At 31.2% G+C, this 16,225-nt stretch carries 14 protein-coding genes; 2 read left to right on the top strand and 12 right to left on the bottom strand.

Translation table 11 applies throughout. The features are described from left to right. Positions 1-196: 196 nt before the first annotated feature. The 7 genes from Q0409_RS01720 to Q0409_RS01690 form a co-directional block, all read right to left on the bottom strand. Positions 197-757 carry a hypothetical protein gene (locus Q0409_RS01720; RefSeq protein WP_298534418.1) on the bottom strand — a complete coding sequence of 187 codons (561 nt, stop codon included), beginning with the start codon at positions 755-757 and terminating at the stop codon, positions 197-199. A 101-nt stretch (positions 758-858) separates the two neighbouring features. Continuing rightward, complete coding sequence (locus Q0409_RS01715; RefSeq protein WP_298534415.1) at positions 859-3,879, bottom strand: hypothetical protein; 3,021 nt, start codon at positions 3,877-3,879, stop codon at positions 859-861. 99 nt (positions 3,880-3,978) lie between these two features. After that, positions 3,979-5,055 carry an AAA family ATPase gene (locus tag Q0409_RS01710; RefSeq protein WP_298534412.1) on the bottom strand — a complete coding sequence of 359 codons (1,077 nt, stop codon included), beginning with the start codon at positions 5,053-5,055 and terminating at the stop codon, positions 3,979-3,981. After that, positions 5,009-5,689, bottom strand: a complete 681-nt coding sequence (pnuC, locus tag Q0409_RS01705; protein ID WP_298534409.1) for a nicotinamide riboside transporter PnuC — start codon at positions 5,687-5,689, stop codon at positions 5,009-5,011. Before pnuC ends, Q0409_RS01710 begins: the two co-directional genes overlap by 47 nt. Positions 5,690-5,759: 70 nt before the next feature. Further along, the gene (locus tag Q0409_RS01700; RefSeq protein ID WP_298534407.1) at positions 5,760-6,092 is read right to left on the bottom strand and encodes a hypothetical protein; all 333 of its coding nucleotides are present in this window, start codon (positions 6,090-6,092) and stop codon (positions 5,760-5,762) included. A gap of 34 nt (positions 6,093-6,126) precedes the next feature. Further along, positions 6,127-6,552, bottom strand: a complete 426-nt coding sequence (locus tag Q0409_RS01695; protein ID WP_298534404.1) for an NADAR family protein — start codon at positions 6,550-6,552, stop codon at positions 6,127-6,129. Between the two features lie 393 nt (positions 6,553-6,945). Continuing rightward, positions 6,946-8,370, bottom strand: a complete 1,425-nt coding sequence (locus Q0409_RS01690) for a nicotinate phosphoribosyltransferase (RefSeq protein WP_298534401.1) — start codon at positions 8,368-8,370, stop codon at positions 6,946-6,948. 333 nt (positions 8,371-8,703) lie between these two features. Here Q0409_RS01690 and Q0409_RS01685 point away from each other — a divergent pair, with 333 nt between their 5' ends. Then, on the top strand, positions 8,704-9,087 hold the full coding sequence (locus tag Q0409_RS01685) for a helix-turn-helix domain-containing protein (RefSeq protein WP_298534398.1): 384 nt from the start codon (positions 8,704-8,706) through the stop codon (positions 9,085-9,087). Next, positions 9,065-10,060: an NADP-dependent oxidoreductase gene (locus Q0409_RS01680; protein ID WP_298534395.1), complete on the top strand. Its 996-nt coding sequence runs from the start codon at positions 9,065-9,067 to the stop codon at positions 10,058-10,060. The genes Q0409_RS01685 and Q0409_RS01680 overlap by 23 nt, the downstream gene beginning before the upstream one ends. Before the next feature lie 456 nt (positions 10,061-10,516). Here Q0409_RS01680 and Q0409_RS01675 read toward each other — a convergent pair whose 3' ends face one another. The 5 genes from Q0409_RS01675 to Q0409_RS01655 all read right to left on the bottom strand — a co-directional run bounded on the left by Q0409_RS01675 (position 10,517) and on the right by Q0409_RS01655 (position 15,932). Continuing rightward, positions 10,517-11,332, bottom strand: a complete 816-nt coding sequence (locus tag Q0409_RS01675; RefSeq protein ID WP_298534392.1) for a nitroreductase family protein — start codon at positions 11,330-11,332, stop codon at positions 10,517-10,519. A gap of 187 nt (positions 11,333-11,519) precedes the next feature. Next, positions 11,520-12,569 carry an aspartate-semialdehyde dehydrogenase gene (asd, locus tag Q0409_RS01670; RefSeq protein WP_298534390.1) on the bottom strand — a complete coding sequence of 350 codons (1,050 nt, stop codon included), beginning with the start codon at positions 12,567-12,569 and terminating at the stop codon, positions 11,520-11,522. A gap of 89 nt (positions 12,570-12,658) precedes the next feature. Next, entirely contained in the window at positions 12,659-13,477 is an 819-nt protein-coding gene (gene dapB, locus Q0409_RS01665) for a 4-hydroxy-tetrahydrodipicolinate reductase (protein ID WP_298534387.1), read from the bottom strand. A gap of 58 nt (positions 13,478-13,535) precedes the next feature. Then, complete coding sequence (gene dapA / locus Q0409_RS01660) at positions 13,536-14,429, bottom strand: 4-hydroxy-tetrahydrodipicolinate synthase (RefSeq protein WP_298534384.1); 894 nt, start codon at positions 14,427-14,429, stop codon at positions 13,536-13,538. A gap of 285 nt (positions 14,430-14,714) precedes the next feature. Continuing rightward, positions 14,715-15,932: an aspartate kinase gene (locus tag Q0409_RS01655; protein ID WP_298534383.1), complete on the bottom strand. Its 1,218-nt coding sequence runs from the start codon at positions 15,930-15,932 to the stop codon at positions 14,715-14,717. Between the last annotated feature and the right edge of the window lie 293 nt (positions 15,933-16,225).

The following is a 16,225-nucleotide window of genomic DNA, read 5'->3' as shown; positions in this document are numbered from 1 at the left end:
TATCACCCTTTTATAAATGTTGTTTTTGACTATTTATAAAGTTTTTGGTGATATTATGTCCTACAATAACATATTCGAAGAGGTTATATACTTGATCTTTTCTGAGTCTACCTACAGTAGCAGCCATACCTCAATAAGCCATCTGCCCATTCTTTGTTGAGGTCCGGTTTCTAAAAATATGGTTTAATGAAGTAAATTAAACATCAATATTACTTTTTTTTAATAAATAATGATAGGCTTCATTTATTACTTCATTGAAGTTTTCACTTGTATCAAAATATTTAATTTCATATTTAAGGCATTCCTCACAGACAGATTTACTATAAGGAACACCCAATTCTAAATTATATAAATTATCTTCGTCAGATTGATTTTTAGTCCAAATATTATCCCCATCATATTTTTTCATTTCTTCTAATTTTTTATGTATATCTAAATCTTTATATCCTAAAAAAATGATTATTGTATTTTTTATATCTTTATTGTATAAATCTTTTGGATAAACATGACATGTATCAATTACATAGAATTCTTTTCCTTTGATTTGATCTGTTTCACTGTCTTCTATTATCGTCCAAATTAAATGGCTCATTTTAGGACTTATTTCTCTCCAATCATCCCTTTTTTCATAAAAATTGTCATCTATTCCTCTTTTAATTGAATCCATTTTATAATGTATGAATCCATGTTTTGCTAATTTAAGTGCAAGTGTTGTTTTTCCACTCCTACTTGCTCCTGCTATAATAATGTGCTTCATCCAATAACCTTATTTTTTCATCAATATTCATATAAAAATTTTCGTTGTTCACTATTTTTAAAAAAGAGTATGTTAAAAATTAAAAATAAAATCAAATTATATTAAACATAACCCTCCTTATCATCAATTCTTTTAATAGCTTCTTTGACAGCATCTTCATGTTTGGAATTTTGAGCAATATTCTTAAAGGCCCATTTTGAATAAACAGATATCTTCTCAACCGCTTTTTTAGCAACAATACTGTATTTTGCATTGTTTGCAATTTCCACTAATAAATTTTCACTATCATTAATTCTATCAAAAACTTCCAATGAAATAGAACAGTCCTTTGCATTCATTACAATATAAACAAAAAATTCATTTTCTAAAATTGTAAGATCATTTAAATCATCCAATGCCTGATTAAAGTCATCCGAATTTATAATACGGTCAGCCAAATTTTTGTTAAATTCATATTCCTCACTCCAACCGTTATTTTCAGCCCATTCATCAAAAATATCTTTATGAATTCTAAAATCACGGGACAAATTACTTAAGGCATTACCATGAGTTTTTCCTTTTAATCTTAGAACAACATAATTCCTAAAAAAACTATCCATTCCTTCCAAGGTTCTTTCTTTTTTATCTTTAAATAAATCAATGATAATTGTTTCCCAATCATATTTTTCATACCACTCCAGTACCCTGTTTGATATTTGATTGCATTTTAATGAATCTTTAAACTTATTTATAATTATGTTTTCATCAATATTTTCTTCAGGAAAACTATTTATTAATCCAATATAATCACCATTCATTCCAAAATACTCTTTGAATAAATCTTCAGCCATTAGTTTTTCCCAATCCTCATCAATGAAAGCCTGTTTTAGATTGTTTAAAGGAACATCATATTTTTTTGATACGCTTTTAAAAATCTCCTCATTTTCACAGTTATATTTGATAAAGTAATGATAAGAATCATCATAACAATAATCCATACATTCAAATCTGTTTTTATCCTTTAAAACATCCTCTTTTTCCTTCAAAATTATGTCATAGTCCTTTTGTATAATGTCCCAGATTTTTTTAACAATTCTTCCAGAGGTTTCATCAGCAAAAAAACTACTACCCAATGTTTCAATTCCCTCATCAAAATTTATAGTATTGTCTAAATAAGCTTGCTCGTTATAGAAAAAACTAACCCTTTTTAGATGCAAAAATTTGTTACGAATATACATGCCATATCCAAAATGGGCTGCAGTGGCAATACTGTCTCTGTCAGACTCTTTAAATTCATTCAACATATCTATAGTCATATCATTTAAAAGGAATAATAATATGCCTTTAAGAGTATAACTAGGAATTCCATATCTATAATCATTTCTTAAAATACTTTTTATATCATTTAATGAATTTATGAAATATTCTTTAAAATTTTCCTTCTTGAAAGCACATTCATTAGCTTTAAAAATCATCATATTTCTAATATGCAGCCAATAATCAAACAATTTATGCCTTTTTAGAATATAATAACATTCCTTTGGTATGTAATACAAGCCAAAAAAGTCAGTCACTGTTTTTGTTAATTCACTTATTTTTTTAATTTTTAATAAATGATTATCGTCTATTTTATAAGATTCCAATTTTTCAAAATCATTTTTCTGCTCTGGAAACTCAATGCCATATAACCTTTTAAATTCCTCATGAAATGTTTCATCTATTTTTGAAAAAGGAATTTCTAAACTGATTTGCTCCATATACTCCTTAATTGATTTTCCTATTTCTTGATTTAAACCATAATAATCCAATAGCTCTAAATATGAATCAGATAATCTTGCATCCCCACAAAGCTCAATAACTCTTTGGCGAGAATTTGAAATAATTAAATCTGATCCAAAGATACAATGACTGGAATTTGAAGTATTTGAAGCATCTGAATCAAAGCCTCCTTGATTGGAAATTGAAATATTAGAAGCATCTTTTGAATTAGTGTCCTTTTTAATATTTTGACTATCATCATCATACTTTAAACGATTCAATTGATCTTTTGCTTGATTTTGATAATGAGAACTATTATCATTAGCTATAGATTCCAAAACATCTTTTACTTGAACTAAATTTTCATCAGAGACCAGTTTAGCTCCAGAAATCTTATCCCAATCATCATCAGAGTTTCTTATAAATCGAAGCAATTCATCTTGAGCCCAATCAAAATTTTCACCTGAAATCATTTTTAATGCATCAAGTTTATATAAGGAATAGTTTTCACTTTTAGCAATGAAAATTAATCTATACTGAGCCCATTTAAAATTTTCACCACGAATATTTCCTAATGCCCAAATTCTTTCACGTTTATATCCTATTTCCTCAATTCTATCACGATAATTTCCTCTGCCTTTTGCAATATCAATTAATTCATTTTGAGCCCAAACAAAATTTTTGCCATCAATTTTACCTAATGCATTAATTTTAGAAACTAGGGCATTTGCATTTTCTCCAATATCAATCCAAACATCCTGATCATCAACAGTAATTTTATCAAAAGCTTCTTTTGCTACTGCCCAATCTTTTGCATTACGCGCAATATCAATCCAAACATCCTGATCATCAACAGTAATTTTATCAAAAGCCATTCTAGCAACAGCAAAATTTTCAATTTTTGAAAAGTCTACTGCTAAATCACTCAAATTATCAGAATTAATCCTTTTAAATGCTTTTTCTCCAACATCTATATCAACAGCATTGCGTGCAATATCAATCCAAACATCTTGATCATCAATAATGATTTTATCAAAAGCCTTTCTTGCAAGCTTAAATTTTTTAGTAATAGCGATGTCAATTAAATCCTTTTGATTATCTTCTTTAATCTTTTCTAATGCATATTTTGCAAGAAAACTATCAGCATTTTTAGCTATATTTATCAAAGCTTCCTGATTTTCAATGCTAATCTTATCTATTGCCTTCTTACGAATATCATAAGAACCGTTAATTACAATATCAACCAAAACATCATCATACTCACAATTTTCAATTATTTCTTTAATTTCTTCAAAATCATCATTTTTAATAGCTTGACTTGAAGCTTTCATGCGTATTTCCTTATTTGGACTATTATATCTATTCATATAATCTTCATTATCCATAAAAAACCCCCTTTAAAAAAATATTTATAAAATTGCCTCATTAATCTTTAAAATTTTTCATAAATCAGTTATTATAAGAACTAAATAAAACTATTCACATCAAATATATGAAAGTTTAATACCTAATCTATTTTCAATTAATTCAATAAGCTTATTGTATCTTTCTAAATAATTTCCTCCAAGAGATATATAATTAACATCATTCTTTTCAAATAGCTTTTTTAAATTATTATTATATTCTTCAAAATTTTCAAACATGTGCTCATTTCTTGTTCCATCCTGAACAAAGGCAACAGTAGGTTCCAAATAGATAATTAAATCAAAATCATGCATATTTGTAATTGCAGAAGATAGATTCTCTAATTTTTCCTCTTGAGACTCATCATTAATTAAAAAATCTGCATAGAATTGTGTTACTAATGCATCAGTATCAACAAAAAGAATCCTATTTGAAGTCTTTATAGCCTCTAACTCTTCCCTTTTTTGACAAATCATATTATAAGCCAAATCCTCAAAATTCATGAATTCTTCAAGCCCTGCTTCCTCACATCTATCACGACCAATCTCGCGGACAAAATTGGTATTATATAAATTAGCTAAATTCTCAACTAATGTAGATTTGCCAGTGCTTTGTATTCCTACAATCAAAACCTTTTTAACAAAATAGGATTTTACAAAATTTGGAAGATAATCCCAATATTTAAATGTATCTTCTCTAATTAATGTGGAACTTATAGGAATAATCTTTCTATCAAAGTAGTATATTTCACTTTCAGGGTATAAGTCTTCAAATATATTGGTGTTTTCATAATCAGACCCGCAAAAAACCACATCTATTTTTTGACCTATTTTTTTCTTAACTTCCTGAGCTCCTTTTTTCCAATAGGAATCATCATAGCCATCCTTTGTAGCAGCTTCATCTTCAACTGTGATTATCTCTACATTATCTAAGTGCTTTGTTAAATTTAAAATCCACCTATAACGGATTTCCATTGGAACATGATCCCTTTTTTCAGCGTAGGAAATCATAATATATAATTTTTTACACATTGAAGATGCCTTATAAATATTGTTTAAATGCCCTTTATGTAGCGGATCAAATGAACCTCCATAAAACCCAATATTGTAATTATCCATTTGTTTCATTCCTCCACTTAACATACATGATAACTGCATTAATTAAATAAATGCACCACATCAATAAAACAGCTATACTGCCAGTACCATTAATTAAAGCAATTAACCACATTATTACAGTAACTACATCAACAATTATCCATAAGACCCATTGCTCAGTATACATTTTTATTGAAATATACAATGCAACAACTGATATTACAGTGCTTAAAGCATCAATAAAAGGCAAATTACCATTTAAAAACTGTAAAAATAGCCCATAGACAATAGTTAAAGCAAATACTGAAATTAACAATATTGTAGTTTGTTTTAATGACATTTGTCTTTTTGAAACTTCGTTGGTTTCAGGATTCATATTCTTACTCCAAACATAAAAACCCCAAAACTGCATAGGCAAATAATAAATTAAATTTAGCATCACTTCTCCATAATATTTAGATTCAAAAGCAATTATTGCATAAGCAATTACATTAACTAAACCAAATACATATGCGGATAATTTTCCTTTTCCAGTGCAAATTACACAAGCTATTCCGGTTATTGCTGCTACAATGCCTAAATAAGTATCTCCTAAAATAATTGAAATAACTGCAATTGAAATAGTGGCTATTAATAACCAAGCGATTTCCCATTTCTTCCATCCAACAAACTCATTATGCAATAGCTCATTCATATTTTATACCCCTTTTAAAAAAATGAAAAAAACAAAATACAAATTTTTCTAAAAATTTTCAAAATACTGTTTATTCTTTTATTTCTTCAATAATCATAGAATCATTAGATTCATAAGCAAAAGCTTCCTGCTCCAATATATTATTATTCTCCATAAACCATTTTTTAAATAAAACTTCAGGAAATTCTTCAGATGAAGTGAAAATAGTTATCAACAATTCATCAAAAGCCCGAGATTTATAATGGGCTTTAACTTTTGTCACATACCAACTGTCATAACCATTTTTATTAAATTGACTAAATAGATTCTCAAGAATTTCTTCAATATCAATTAGGATTAATTCATCACCAATTAATTTATAAAGAGGGATATGAAAAACATATTTTTTATTTAATTCTATCATGTTTCACCTTAAAATTCAATTTTTATGCAAAAAATTATTCTCTTAATTCCTCTCTAATTCTCATCAAGGTTTTTCCTAATTGATTTCTACCTTTTCCTCTGCAAACACCCCAATATTGATCATTCCAGGTGTTTCCTTCTATTAAAGTAGCATCACCAGTTTCCAATAACAATTTCCTAATGTCTTCATTTTGCTCAAATTTAGCTTTGCATACTTCATACATTATATTATCCTTAACTTCATCCCAATCTTCACGCAATTTTACTTTATGACCTAATCTTTTCGATTTTCTTGGGCTCACATTGGTGAATTTCAATTTAGTCTCATCATCAAAGACCTTTTGAGCATGAAAAGCAGCTTCTGTATGAGGATAAACTATTCCATCATATTCAACATCACAAATATAAAAATTACTTAAGAATAAATATTTTCCATCAAATCTATCAATTATATCTACCATAATATCACTTTTTAATAAAAAAATCATCAATAGTTTTTCAAAAGAAGAAGATAGAAAAATCTAGAAAATGCTAAATTATCCAAAACCATAATATCTCCCCCCTCAAAAAATAAGCTATTATAATTTTCAATAAATCTAAGAAAAAATTCTTATATTTAATTTTATAAAAAATATTATAAAAAGTTTTTTATATTTGAAGAAACATAGAGAGAGCAGGGGTTTCCCCCTATCTTTTGAGTAATCCTATTAGTGATATTATCAAGGACATAAGACTTATCACTAATTGGATTAAATCTATTTTTTTAATTTGTTTAATTTAGTTCATTAAACCAAGTTTTACGAAACTTAATAAATTCTAATAATAGAATTTATTAATTAAAAATTTTATTTTATTTATGAATTAACTGGAAACTTGTTATATTTTTCAGTTCTATTTTTAATTTCTTCAAAGTTTTCATCAATCAATAATTCCCCATCTTTAAATACGGTTCTTAATTGATCTTCACCTTCATCATCTTTTGGAACAGTTTTAAACTCAAAATCATCATTTCTTAACAATTTGAATCTTCCTTTTTTGGATCTTTTACTGCTGTCCAATGGCTTTTTGAATATGTCAATCCATTCCCCATTTCTAAGTTGGGCAGAACATTTGAATGCATTTCTTTGGGTGTCTCTGTTTACGGCAGTATGCAATCCTCCACCCATTCCAAAGATAAGGTTTTCAGCAGCCCATCCTTGAGCCTTTATGCCAAAGAGTATGTCTCTGATTTTATGATAATCCAAACCGTCTCCCCAAAGAAGACCTATATTTGCTTTGAATGTTTTATATCCTTTGGAATTTTCTTGGCTTCCAAATCCTCTTTCAATTATTTCAAGACAATCGATTGTTGTTGAGATAGGTTCTCCACTGTCTGGTCTGAACACTACCTTGTTTCCTTCAGTTTTGTTTAGGAAGGTAATGATTTCATCATTCAGGCCATGTCCTTTAATGCATGCATTTTCCAAGAAATTCTTATAGTTGTAGCTGTCTATTACAATTGACAAAATTCCATCATGAGCATTTTGGACAACGTTTATTGCCTGGTCCATTTCACCTTCCGGACCCATTGCAGTCATTACACTATGTTCAGTTGCCTGAACTGAAAATCCTTGAATCTCATTACTATTGTAATAGTTTGCAGGTATTGCAAGTGCTGGTACAGTATCTGTACCTGAAAAGCTTAATAAATGAGCTGAACCAGCTAATCTTGATGATTCAGTTGAACTTGCTCCACGATAACCGAAATCATGCAACATAAAGTTAAGATTGTCTTTAGATGATCCTGTTATATCCAAATAGAAATTGCAAAGCTTTTTAACCTCTGCAGATAATGTTGCAATAGTTGATGGGTACCATACTTGAAGAAGGAGTGATTCAAGATAATTAGGCAACCAGTATGCATGCTTGTCTGTATTCTCTATAGTCATCAATGCATTGCCTACATTAACTGGTGTTCCTTCTGGAACCGCTTTTATTTCAACAGGGAGTTTTCCATCAAGTTCCTGTGCAATGTACATCCAATCATCAGTGTTGAAGATTCCTGGTGCAATATGTGCATCTACGATTTTCTCCGCTTCCAATACTTTTTCTTCACTTACTACACTACCTTCAAGGTATTTCTTGAGGATGTATTGCAGTCCATAAAAAATAGTTTTGTTAAACTCTGCACCACTTCTGCTTTCAAGGTAGGAATAAATCCTTTCAGTGCCTTTTGGGTATAAGTAGTGGTGGGTGAGTTTATAGCTGTCTGTCAATAGGCATATATTATTCTCAATCATGTTATCACCCTTTTATAAATGTTGTTTTTGACTATTTATAAAGTTTTTGGTGATATTTCGGATATTATTAATTGAAAAATTTCATAGATATTTTTTTGTATTGTTTTGATTTTCTATTTTGTTTAATTTAGTTCATTAAACAATAGTTTTACGAAACATGTTTTGTGTGATTGGGGAACGTTTACTATGAGAAACAGGGTGAGGTCTGATTTCCATATGGTGGGGTTGAATTAAAATGGAGGTGTACTTTTTTTAGTCAGTCTTGACTAACTAACTGTTTTAAATATAATTTTTTTCAAAATATTAATTAATTGATTTTTCTGTATGATTTTCATGACAAAAGATTTAATGACCTGCCCAATAGAAAACACGTTAAAATTAATCAATCGTAAATGGATAATTGTTTTAATCAGGGACATGTTTTCTGGAAAAAAATACTTTCGTGAGTTTAGTGAAGGAAAAGATGGTCTTTCAAACACAGTGCTATCGGATACTTTAAAGTTCATGGAGCAAAATGGTTTGATTAGAAAAAAAGATGGGGAATATCGTTTAACTCATAAAGGATTTAGATTAAATAGAATATTATATGAAATGGCAGTATTTGGATTGGATGAACTTGAATGTGATGACACACAAGATTTAGAAGTAATTAACATGTTTAAAGATTATTATGCTGAAATTTTGAGGTTAAATGATGAAAGCAGCAGTATTGAATAAGAAAAATGAAGATTTAGAAATTAAAGAAGTTCCAATGCCTGAAATTGATGAAGATGATGTGTTGGTTAAAGTTAAATATGCAGGTGTCAATCCCCTTGATAATATGATTGTTCGGGAAGAAGTGAAATTAATCACTCCCTATAAATATCCGTTAGTAATGGGCAATGAATTTTCAGGTATTGTTGAAAAAACTGGAAGCAGTGTAACTGATTTCACTGAAGGGGATAGGGTATATGCAAGAATGCCTTTAAATAAAATAGGTGCTTTTGCAGAGTACGTTGCAATTAATAAATATGCAATTGCAAAAATACCGGATTATTTGAAATTCGATGAGGCGGCATGTGTGCCATTAACTGCACTGACTGCAATTCAGGCATTTGAATTAATGAATCCTTCAAAAGGAGAAAAAATTTTCATTTCTGGTGGAACAGGCAGTTTAGGTGCAATGGCAATTCCAATTGCTAAAGATCTGGGATTGCATATAATTACCAGCGGAAGTGAAAAAAACAGGCAAAGGGTAATGGATTTGGGTGTCAGTGAATTTATTGATTATAAAACTCAGGATTATTCAGAAATATTGTCTGATGTTGATTATGTTTTAGATACTTTGGGCGAATCAGAATTGGAAAAGGAATTTAAGATATTAAAACCTGGAGGTATTTTGGTATCTCTTAAAGGCCTTCCAAATGAAGAATTTGCAAAAAGAATGGGACTATCAACGGTTAAAAAATTATTATTCAAATTTGCCGGAAGGAAATTTGACAAGTTGGCTAGTAAAAAAAATCAAAAATATTATTTTTTGTTTGTTGAATCAAATGGAAAACAATTGGAACAAGTTTCTAGGATATTTGAAGAGAAAAATATTAAATCTTCCATTGATACAATCTTTGAATTAAGTGATGTTAATAAAGCTATGGATAAGGTTGATAAAGGAGGTTCTAAAGGAAAAACTTTAATAAAAATTAGGGATTAATTATTTCCTATTTGGGGAATTGATTTAGATTTGTGTTGTCCTAATTATGAGTCTAATAATTTTTTTTAAATCCTTCTTTCTTTTTATCATTATTTTTTTTTTATATTCGTTGAATTATCATGGAATGTGCTGTGTGTTTTTTCCCATTATAAATTTCCATTACAGTTTTGTTTAATTTAGTTCATTGAACAATAGTTTTACGAAACACTAAAACGTCAATAAAAAAAAAGATTTAAAAAAATATCAAAAAAAGTAAAAAAAAAGAATTAATAAAAAATATTATAATATTTGTTTATTAATCAATTCAGCATTCAAAATAGAAGCACCAGCAGCACCTCTAATTGTATTATGTCCTACAAGAACATATTTAATTCTTGATCTTTGTTTATTTTAGTTCATTAAACTAATGTTTTACGAAACTAATCCACATATATCGCTGCCGAAAAAATGTATCTATTATTTTTCCATTTCATACGAGATGACGTACTGCACATTTTCCGGAATTGCGATACTTGGGTCCGCTTCCACAAATCGTCCTTTATGCCCTTCTTCCTGCATTGTCAGGTCAAAATGGGCTAAGGCAATACCGACATCCACCTTCTGAATATCACCAAGCGGACTGTTCCTCATGGACTTTTCTTTATAGAAGTGAACTGTATCACCAATGACAACAGCTCTCCAAGGCTGTTTGTTTCCAGCAGATGGAGCCCATCTTGCCATTTCCAGAGCATCAGCAAAAATACCAGCGGATGAAGCAGATAGCTTATTCCCATACTGCTTATCGAAAAACAACTGCTCAAAAGGAATTCTTTTATCAGCTTTCAGGCCTTTACGCATTAAGGATTCACGGATGGATTTCTTCTGTGAAGGATATCCAACAGGACTCGCAACAGGGAGAACTTCATCATCCTGAACATCCATAGCCTTTTCAAAAGCAGCCCTGCTGAGTGAGGCAGCAAGCATTACAGTTCCTACACCGAGTGATTCCGCATAGAGGCACACATGCTCAAAGCTATATCCAAAACCAATCTCATAATGTTTGCAACGTTTCACCTTTGCGGCAAGATACAAATCCGCACCTACAATCACCGGACTGGAAAGCCCATACTCTTTGACGTCAAGAAAACGAAAATCCACGGAAACATCAAATGGATTTGTTTGGGATTGAATAAATTGTTCAATAGCCACCCTGTCTTCATTCTTGAGAGGCTCCCCAGTGAAGGTCCTCACACTTTTTCTTTTAATAATCATATCTTTTACAGAGAATGTCATAATAATCGCTTCCTTTAGTACTAGTATCAGATACTAATACATTATAGTGATTCTGTCCTCGCTTGTCAATATCACACTTAAAAAAGCCAAAATTTAGTTTATTTCATAAAACAAGTTTTACGAAACATTGTTAAAATATCAAAGAAAAAAAAAATAAAAAAAATAAAAAAAAGAATTATAAACAATATTATAATATTTGTTTATTAATCAATTCAGCATTCAAAATAGAAGCGCCAGCAGCACCTCTAATTGTATTATGTCCTACAAGAACATATTTGAAGCTGTTATCAAATGCTTGATCTTTTCTGACTCTACCAACAGTAGCAGCCATACCGCCATAAGCCATTCTGTCCATTCTTGGTTGAGGCCTGTCATCTTCTTCTTTTACGATAACAGGTTGTTCTGGAGCAGAATGAAGACCTAATTCTTGAGGAAGTCCTCTAAATTCAGCCATTGTCTTTTTGATTTTATCAATATCTACTTCGTCATCAAGCTCTACGAATACTGCTTCAGTGTGACCATCAATAACAGGCACTCTGTGACAGGATGCGCTTAATGAGAAGTTTGCTGGTTTTACTTCCCCACCATCAAGTGAACCTAAAAGATGCAAGGTCTCGCTTTCCATCTTTTCCTCTTCACCGCCAATGTATGGAACCAAGTTATCTACAATAGCCATTGAAGGAACACCATTATAACCTGCTCCTGAAACAGCTTGCATGGTAGATACATAAATTCTGTTTATGTTGAAATTATCATAAATTGGTTTTAATGTTAAGGTCAAAGCAATGGTTGAACAGTTAGGGTTAGTTACAATGAAACCGTCCCAGTTGTTGTTTTTCTGTTGTGCTTCAATCATGTCCAAGAATTGTGGATTGACTTCAGGAATGACTAAAGGAATGTCCTTTTTCATTCTCATCGCACTAGCATTTGATGCCACAACAAAATCCTTTGCAAATTCTGGCTCGACTTTTGCAGCAAAATCAGCAGGAAGTGAAGAGAACACTATTTCAACATCCTTATCCATCTGTGCAGGGTCAGTTTCAATTACAGTAATGTCTCTTACAGATTCAGGCATTTCACTATTCATATACCAAGTGGTAGCGTCTTCATATTTTTTGCCTGCAGATCTTCCGGAAGCTGCAAGTGCAGCAATTTCAAAATCAGGATGATCAGCCAACAATTGGATGAATCTTTGACCTACCATTCCAGTTGCACCAAGTACACCTACTTTTACCATTTAAATCATCTCAATAATTATAATATTTATTTATTTTTTCTAAAAGAAAATAATTAAAGTTTATTTTCTAAAAGAAAGAGGAATTAAAATTAAATTCCTAAAACATCAGACATATCATTTACTTTTCCAGGTTCTGCGGAACCTACGAATCTTAAAGCTCTGATAACACCAGCAATGAATACTTCTCTGGTATGTGCCATGTGTTTAACTTCCAATCTTTCACCATCACCAACATACAATACAGTGTGGTCTCCTACAATGTCCCCACCACGTACTGCATGTATACCGATTTCCTCTTTGGTTCTTTTACCTACTTGACCTTGTCTTCCATAGACACCCACTTCTTCAGGGTTTCTTTCAAGAGCGTCAGCAACCACTTCAAATGCAGTCATAGCAGTTCCGGAAGGAGCATCTGCCTTTTGGTTGTGGTGAGCTTCAATGATTTCAATATCAAAGTCATTCAAGATAGGAGTCAAGTCCTTCAATACCTTAAAGAATACGTTTACTCCAATTGAGAAATTAGAGGAAATAACTGCCTTGATGTTCTTTTCCTTGATTACATCAGCGTTTCCTTTAGCTTGCTCTTCTGTAAATCCAGTGGTACCGACCACTAAGTTTACACCGCAATCAGCAGTTCTTTTAATGGTTTCAACAGCAGCAGGAGCAATGGTAAAGTCAACCAATACTTCAGCTCCAGATTCTTTCAATGCTTTTTCCAAATCTTGGGAACCGACAATAGGAACTCCAATATTACCGATACCTGCTTTTTCACCAGCATCTACACCTGCTAAAGGAGTGTTTGGCATTTCAATAGCAGCTACAACTTCCATATCATCCTGTTCAGTAATTTTTCTTATAATGCCGGAGCCCATTCTTCCAGCAGCTCCAGTTACAGCAACTTTTATCATAATATCATCTAAATAATTTTATAAGTATAAACAAATTGTAAAAAAATAAGAACTGGAATTATAAAATTCCAGCATCTTCCAATGCTTTTCTTAAGATTGCTTTGTTTTCTTCCAACATAGGAACTAAAGGTAATCTTAATGGACCTGCAGGCATTCCCATCATTTTCAATGCTTCTTTTGCAGGTGCTGGGCTGGTTTCAATGAATAAAGCTTTGATTAAGTCATATTGTTTGTAGTGCAATTCCATCGCTTTATCATAGTCACCGTCTAAGATGCAGTTTACCATTTGAACCATGGTTCTTGGATCGATGTTAGCGGATGCACTCACTACACCTCTTGCACCAACAGACATTAAAGGAAGGGTCAATTCATCACTACCGGATAAGATTACAATATCGTCTTCCAATCCTTCATCCCTTAAGAGTTTCATGGTTTTGGATACTTTGTCCACATCAGAGGAAGCTTCTTTTAAAGCAGAGATATTGTCCACTTTTGCAAGTTCAACAATGGTTTCAGGAGCCATATCCAAACTGGTACGTGATGGAACATTGTAAGTGATCAAGTCAATGTCCACTGCATTTGCAATTTGGGTATAATGTTCAATTACACCATGTTGTTGTGGTTTGTTGTAATATGGAGTGATCAATAGAGCCATATCTGCTCCAGCATCATCTGCATATTTGGTTAAGTCCAATGCTTCGGTAGTTGCATTACTTCCGGTTCCTGCAATGGTGGTTACTCTGCCATCAACTTCATCAATCATGATATCAAGAACTTTTCTATGTTCATCATGGGTTAAGGTAGCGGATTCACCAGTGGTTCCTACAGCAACCAAACCGTCCACATCATTGTCAATCAACCAGTTAATATTCTGTCTGTATCCTTCTTCATCTATGGATCCATCCTCATGCATAGGAGTGACCATAGCAACAGCAGTTCCTTCAAAACGCATAAAAAACACCTTTTTACATTAATAATTATTTTTGAATTTTTATTTCAATTATTTAATAAATCTAATCATTTATTTTTTCATTTAATTTAATTTCTAAAGAATCATATTAATTTCAAATACTTAATCAGTTAAAGTTCGTATCATTAAAAACCAAATATTTTTACGAACCTTCAAGGATTGTAAATAAAAATTAATTACAATAAAAAACGATAGAAGCAGATTACTTCCCTTTAATGAAAATAAAGTAAATGCCTCTTTATAAGATTAAAATAATAAAAGCGAGAGTTATAAAACTCCCTTTATTAAGTCGTATGCTACCTTACCATCTTCCCAGTTAATGAATAAGACAATAGCAGTTTGGGATGATGAGATTTCAACGATGTTTATGTGTGCTTCCTTAAGTGGATTGGTGATTTCAGTGATTACTCCAGGAGTTTCAATAAAGTCAGGATTAATCATGGTTAACATAGCGATGTCCCTTCCTAAGGAAATTGAGCTTAAACTGTCTTCAGCAATGACTAAATTATGCAATAAATGATATGCTTCATCAGCATCGCATTTATCCAAGAATAAGGTAATTGAATTTTGACCTGCAGAGATACCATAAATGTTGATGTTAGCTTCCGCTACCAAAGTTGTCATTTTTGCAAGGAGACCAATCTGATTAAGCAAATCCTCTCCAACTAAAGCAACTACAGAGATAGGTTCCGGATGCAAGCAAACTGATTTGTTCATGGAATCTTCAAAGGGACCTACAATCTCAGTCCCAGGGTCAGACAAATCACCTTTTTCAAAACTAATGATTTTTGCTTTTATTTCAGGATCTTTAAATCTTAAAGCATGAGGGTGTAAAACTTGAGCTCCATGAGTAGCTAAATCTCTCATCTCTTCAACAGAGATATAATCCAATTTTTCAGCTTCATTGATTTTTCTTGGATCAGTTGACATGACTCCATCCACATCGGTAACGATGATTACGTCATCTGCATTTAAGCAATGACCTAATAGGAATGCAGTTACATCACTTCCACCTCTTCCTAAGGTGGTTACTTCTCCATTTTCAGTTCTTCCCAAGAATCCGCAGACAACTGGAATGATTCCTTGATCTAAAAGTCCTAAAAGTCCTTGAGATTGCTCTTCAGTTTTTTCAAAATCAATTTGAGCTTTTCCATAGTTGTCATCAGTAATCACAGGCCATAAGTCATGGCTTGGATCTATGTATTCGGATTTTACACCTAATGATTCCAAGACTGATGAAAATACTCTGATGCTGGTTCTCTCACCCATGGATAAAATTTCCGCCAATTGCTTTTCAGTTACTTCTTTTCCAATGGATTCATCAGCAATAGCTACTAAGTCATCAGTAGTCTTGTTAATAGCTGATACAACAACCACAACCTTCTTTCCTTCCATATACGCATTTACGATAGATTGTGCAGCTTTTCTAATTCTTTGTCCATTTCCAATCGAAGTACCGCCAAATTTGGCTACAATTAATTCCATTTGTTTACACACCTTTTCTTTTAAATTAAAAATTAAAATAAATATTTTGATAAATCATATTTTATAGACTATTATCCATTTATTAATTATATTAAAGGGTATTTATATATTTAATTATTAATTTTACAATTTTTTAATGCAAATTATCCATTTGTTAATAAAAAATACTGAATAATTAATAAAAATCCAAATAAAAAAGATCCAAAAATAATTACCAATAAAATTTTAAAAAATCTTAAGATTGATATAAAAATTATAAAAAAGAAGTAGATTAAAATTAATTAATCTAAAAA

Origin of the sequence: uncultured Methanobrevibacter sp. (assembly GCF_937898925.1) — an archaeon.
Classification (GTDB): domain Archaea; phylum Methanobacteriota; class Methanobacteria; order Methanobacteriales; family Methanobacteriaceae; genus Methanobrevibacter.
The sequence above is the reverse complement of the archived record's forward strand: the minus strand, read 5'-3'. Positions and strand labels throughout refer to the sequence as shown.